Annotated in this window: 1 protein-coding gene; it reads left to right on the top strand. The window is 68.4% G+C overall.

Annotation, left to right across the window (positions count from 1 at the left end; all coding sequences use genetic code 11):
* The coding region (locus ACT3UN_RS16595) for an LCP family protein (protein ID WP_444657679.1) at positions 1-304 on the top strand (304 nt) is incomplete at both ends.

Raw genomic sequence — 304 nt, 5'->3', positions numbered from 1 at the left:
CCTGATGGGCTTCGTGAGCCTCACCGACGCCGTGGGCGGGGTGGACGTCTGCCTCAACAACGCGGTGGACGAGCCGATGTCCGGGGCGAAGTTCCCCGCCGGCGAGCAGACGCTCAGTGGCCAGAACGCCTTGAGCTTCGTGCGCCAGCGCCACGACCTGCCGCGCGGCGACCTGGACCGCATCACCCGCCAGCAGGTCTACATGGCGAGCCTGGCCAACAAGGTGCTGAGCACCTCCACGCTGACCAACCCGTCCGCCCTGAGCAAGCTGCGTAAGGCCATCGAGGACTCCGTGGTCCTGGAC

The sequence above is a fragment of the Corynebacterium sp. AOP12-C2-36 genome, assembly GCF_052379185.1.
Classification (GTDB): domain Bacteria; phylum Actinomycetota; class Actinomycetes; order Mycobacteriales; family Mycobacteriaceae; genus Corynebacterium.
The sequence above is the reverse complement of the archived record's forward strand: the minus strand, read 5'-3'. Positions and strand labels throughout refer to the sequence as shown.